Annotated in this window: 3 protein-coding genes and 2 pseudogenes; 3 read left to right on the forward strand and 2 right to left on the reverse strand. The window is 63.7% G+C overall.

Annotated elements, in window-relative coordinates; translation table 11 throughout:
• Nucleotides 1-171: 171 nt before the first annotated feature.
• A pseudogene (locus AC5LSR_RS22935) lies at nucleotides 172-1,011 on the reverse strand (IS5 family transposase); the annotation flags it as partial.
• Nucleotides 1,012-1,299: 288 nt separating this feature from the next.
• Between AC5LSR_RS22935 and AC5LSR_RS22940 the strand changes: the two are divergent.
• The 3 genes and pseudogenes from AC5LSR_RS22940 to AC5LSR_RS22950 all read left to right on the forward strand — a co-directional run bounded on the left by AC5LSR_RS22940 (nucleotide 1,300) and on the right by AC5LSR_RS22950 (nucleotide 4,199).
• A complete protein-coding gene (locus AC5LSR_RS22940) occupies nucleotides 1,300-1,722 on the forward strand; it encodes a toxin-antitoxin system YwqK family antitoxin (RefSeq protein WP_250290208.1) in 423 nt (140 codons plus the stop codon).
• Nucleotides 1,723-1,899: 177 nt separating this feature from the next.
• A pseudogene (gene tnpC, locus AC5LSR_RS22945) lies at nucleotides 1,900-3,587 on the forward strand (IS66 family transposase).
• 246 nt (nucleotides 3,588-3,833) lie between these two features.
• The gene (locus AC5LSR_RS22950) at nucleotides 3,834-4,199 is read left to right on the forward strand and encodes a hypothetical protein (protein WP_250290210.1); all 366 of its coding nucleotides are present in this window, start codon (nucleotides 3,834-3,836) and stop codon (nucleotides 4,197-4,199) included.
• Nucleotides 4,200-4,245: 46 nt separating this feature from the next.
• On the opposite strand, the gene AC5LSR_RS22955 is transcribed toward AC5LSR_RS22950, so the two are convergent.
• A partial coding sequence (locus tag AC5LSR_RS22955) for a hypothetical protein (protein WP_493469002.1) occupies nucleotides 4,246-4,463 on the reverse strand: 218 nt, incomplete at its 5' end.

The following is a 4,463-nucleotide window of genomic DNA, read 5'->3' on the forward strand; positions in this document are numbered from 1 at the left end:
TGTAACCGGCCAGGTCTCTTGATTGTCTCGTGTTGACGCAGGTCGGGTCGTTTGGGTGACAAGCGCTGTGACTGTGCGGTGCTCGCGGTGGGTGACACCCCGTAGGTTGATCGTGTGCCGCCCATCGATCAGCCTGCGCAGTCGTATAAGAACCTGTTTTGAATCTTGATTTTACTCACTGTGTGTAACTGCGAGAGGCGTCCAGCGCTTGATCGGCGTCTGGCGCGCGATACGGCGGGTCATGATACGAATCATCGCCCAATGGATAAATGATTCGGAGGTGGCGGGTTCGCGTTCGTAGTCTCGAGCGAGGCGACGATGCGCGGTGATCCAGGAGATGGTGCGTTCAACGATCCACCTTTTCGGGAGGACCTCGAAGTGTTTCTGTCCGGGTTTCTTTCGGATGATCGATACGGTGGTTCTCATGATGGTGGCGGCCCATTCCACGAACCAGCCGGCGAAACCGGCGTCGGCACACAGATGACGGCAGCGCCGGTGAGCGAAGTAATGGTCCACCAGGACGCGCCGGCCGCCGTCGCGGTCCTGGACGCCGGCTGGGACGACCAGCACGGCGAGCAGCAGGCCGAGGGTGTCGACGATGAAGAAACGCTTGCGGCCGTTGACCTTCTTACCGGCGTCGTAGCCTCGGGAGCCCCTGCCCACGGTCTGCGCGCCCTTGACAGACTGGGAGTCGATGATTCCCATGGTGGGTGCGACGTCCCGGCCCGCCAGCGTGCGCAGCTTGTCACGCAGAGCGTCGTGCAACTTCACCGTCACCCCCTTCTTCCGCCATCGGTAAAAGAAACCGTAGACCGTCTGCCAGGGCGGAAAATCCGACGGCAGCGACCGCCACACTCCGCCGTTGTGCGCCACGTAGAGGATCGCGTTCACAATCTCCCGGCGGGGGTGTTCCTCAGGCCGACCATCCTTGCTTATCGGCGGCAGCAGCGGTTCGACCAGCGCCCACTCGCCGTCGGACAGATCTGATGGGTAATGATGCGACCGCGACATACCCCGACAGTAATGATCAAATTTCGCCCAGTCATGTCGATCATCCGGCGAAGGGCACGCTCCATGCATGCTTACAAGATTCAAAACAGGTTCTTACGTATCAGGAAAAGGTATCCCGGGTGCTCACTCTGAAATAAATGCGATCAACCAGGGGTTGTGGGCGAGGGCTGGCTCTAGCATCGAAGATTTTTTGATCTATAATGTGCGTCTTCGCGGTGCAGAGCAGGGAGCATCGATTGGCAGATGTTCCTACTGTTCATTTCTCACGCGAGGCGCGGAGGAAATTCCATGAGCGAAGACGGTGAAGTGGGCGTGCTGAGAGTTCCCGACGCAGAACTTGATTTCGATGAAAATATGGTGTACACCCATCGCGGTGCTCTTTTTACGGGTATAGGGTACGAAGAAGTTCCCGGTCGGGGAATTTCGGAGATCGGCTATCGTCGAGGGTTGCAAGAAAGGCCTGCGCGGGATTGGTACCCTTCGGGTAAAATAAAGGGAGAATCTTATTTTAGGGAGAATGTCCCCCATGGGGCATTCCGGGAGTTCGACGAAGGCGGAAACCTTCGCTTTGATGCCGTGTATGAATATGGGATACTGGTTTCCTCGGTAAGAACGGATCATTCTGGGGCAATAATTGAGTCTTTTGAAATTGACAGTAGTAATTCAAACTTTTTGTTGCTGGAGCGACTTCGCCGCGAAAAGTCTTGGTGAACGAGGATTCGTCAGACTTCAGGTCTTCGCAGTTGACCGGAACCTGTAGCCGGACGACTACAGGAGTGTCCATTCACGGGTGACGGATCGTGGTCCGCTGACCTGGGTGTTCGCGTTGAGGAAACCCGTCGCGGGTGTTGCTTGATCGTGGCCGCCGGCTGGGCATGATCTGGAGTTGTGGCTGACCCGTCCGCGTCGTTCGAGTCGCGTCTCGCGTCGTTCGAGTCGCGGGCTGTCGCGGCGGAGGCGCGGGTCGGGGAGTTGACGGAGGCCGTCGCGCGGCTGACCGGGGCGCACGGCCGGTTGGCGGAGACGAACGGCCGGCTGCGTCGGGTGGTCGAGGACGCGGCCCAGCGGCATGCGGTGGAGTTGGCCGGCCGTGAGGCGGAGCTTGCCGTGGAGCGGGCCGAACGCCGGCGGCTGGAGCTTGAGGTCGCGCAGTTGCGGCGGCGCCTCGGGATGGACAGCACGAACTCCTCGACGCCGCCATCGAGGGAGCCGATCGGAGCGAAGGCGCAGCGTCGGGCACGGCAGGCCTCGGAGCGGGGGTCCGGTCGAAGGACCGGAAACCAGGTGGGCAGCCGGGTCATCCGGGGTCGGGGCTGGCCCGGGATGCGGATCCGGACCGATCGTTGCGGGCGGACCCGCCGGACCAGTGCTCGTCGTGCCAGGCGGATCTTTCCGAGGCTGAGGTGCTGGGCGATGGCTGGGCGCAGCTGTGGGACGTGCTCGAACCCGTGCTGGAGAAGGTCGAGTGGGCGCTGCCGCGGCGGCGGTGCGTCTGTTGCCGGAAGGTCACGGCCGCGGTCGTGCCGCACGCGAGGGCGGGCTGTGTGTCCTACGGGCCGCGGCTGAACGCCGCCGCGGTGCTGCTGGCCACCGAGGGCAACGTGCCGGTCGAGCGGGCCGCGATGCTCATCGCCGCCCTGCTGGGCGTGCCGGTGTCGTCCGGGTTCGTCGCCCGCGCGGTCGAACGGCTCGCCGCCACGCGGGACGCGGCCGGGTTCGACGCGGCGATGAGGACGGCGCTCGGCGCCGAGGACGTGCTGTGCGGCGACGAGAGGGCGGTCAACGTGCTCGGCCGCGACGTCGACGACGCCGGGAGGGCGCTGGCGGGGACCCCGCACATCGTCACCGTGCGCACCCCGGCCCCCGGACTGGTCTGGTACGCGCCGACCCACTCCCGTTCGTCGGAGGCGATCGAGGGCCTGCAGATCCTGTCCGGCTTCCGCGGCTACCTGGTCCGGGACGGCTACGCCGGCTGGTACCAGTGCGACGCCCAGCTCGCCGGCGTCCAGGAATGCTGCGCCCACCTCATTCGCCACCTACGCGGGGTGGTGAACCTCGACCCGAAGGTCCAGGCTTGGGCCGGCCGGCTCATCGACCTGCTGCGCGAGGCCTACCGCGAGGTCGCCGCCGCCCGCGCCGCCGGACACGACCGCCTGGACGCGGACCTGCTCGCCGCCCTGCGCGCCCGCTACGACAAGGACGTCGAGTGGGGCCGGCTGACCAACCGCTGCCGGGACTGGACCGACGGTGCCCACCATCCCGGCCACGTGCTGGCGACCCGGTTCGCCACCATCGCCGACCGGGTCTGGCTGTTCGCCACCAACGTCAGGATTCCGTGGACGAACAACGCCTGCGAGCAGGCGCTACGGCTCCCGAAACGCCACCAGGCCGTCTCCGGCTACTGGCACACCCCGGCGACCCTCGCCGCCTACTGCCGCGTGCGCTCCTACCTCGTCTCCGCCTCCGACCACGGCCTACGCGCCATCGAAGCGATCACGACGGCCCTCGCGGGCAAGCCCTGGCTCCCCGTACCCCGGACCAACATCCCAGCCCCCGCCCTCGCCACCACCGCCTAAAACAACATCACAACGGGTCGCACCCGTGAATGGACACGTTCGTACGGTTGGCGCGGAGGCTGAATTGCGATCACTTTATGACGAGCTGGCCCGAGGTGGGACCCCTGTAGAGTGGGGCAGTTACAAGGGTACGGCCGTACGTCATGCTGACGGGACGGCAGTTGCCATCCGTTCGGATTCGAGGAGTGGAGGTTCGGCGATCGACATCCGCCTGCCGAACGGTGCTAAAAGAAAGGTCCATGTTCGATGAGTACATGGGACGATCGCACACTCATTGAGGATATTCTTGCGAACGGAGTCGATGACTGGGTCTACGCGGCATGGCTGTATCAGATTGCGCAACGAAGTGGTCTGGTGGAGCCCAGGGATCTGCGTGCGCTCTCAATCGGTCTGATAGCCGAGGTGCTCACGTCTGGTCTGATGGTTGCCGGTGAATATGATGGTTCTGGTTTCCGTCAGTGGGAGTGTTCGACGGGGGAGGCGATAGTTCGAATCACGCAGGACTGGCTTGCGTGGGGGGATGAGGATCTTACTCCTGGAGCGGTTGTATGGCTGGATGTGACGCCTGCCGGTCAAGCAATAGGTGAGGCGGTCCTCGCTCGAGAGAAATGAACCGCATACAGGGAGGCGTTCGTAAACAGTAGGCGGAATCAAGCGGTCATGGCGACGCATGCCGTTCCAGCAGCTCGTCGAACATTTCTATCGGCTTTCGCCAGCCCTCGACTTTCGCATTTTTCCTTGATCGTCGGCGGCTGCCGGTGAAGGTGTACTGATTGTGCTCATCGAGCTGGGGTGGGTGTTTCCGCCAGTGGCACGGCTTGGTGTGGCGTGCGGGGAAACAGGCAGCTCGACCGGCTGGTGGCGGGAGCATCGGCG

It is taken from the genome of Protofrankia sp. CiP1_Cm_nod4, from assembly GCF_982290645.1.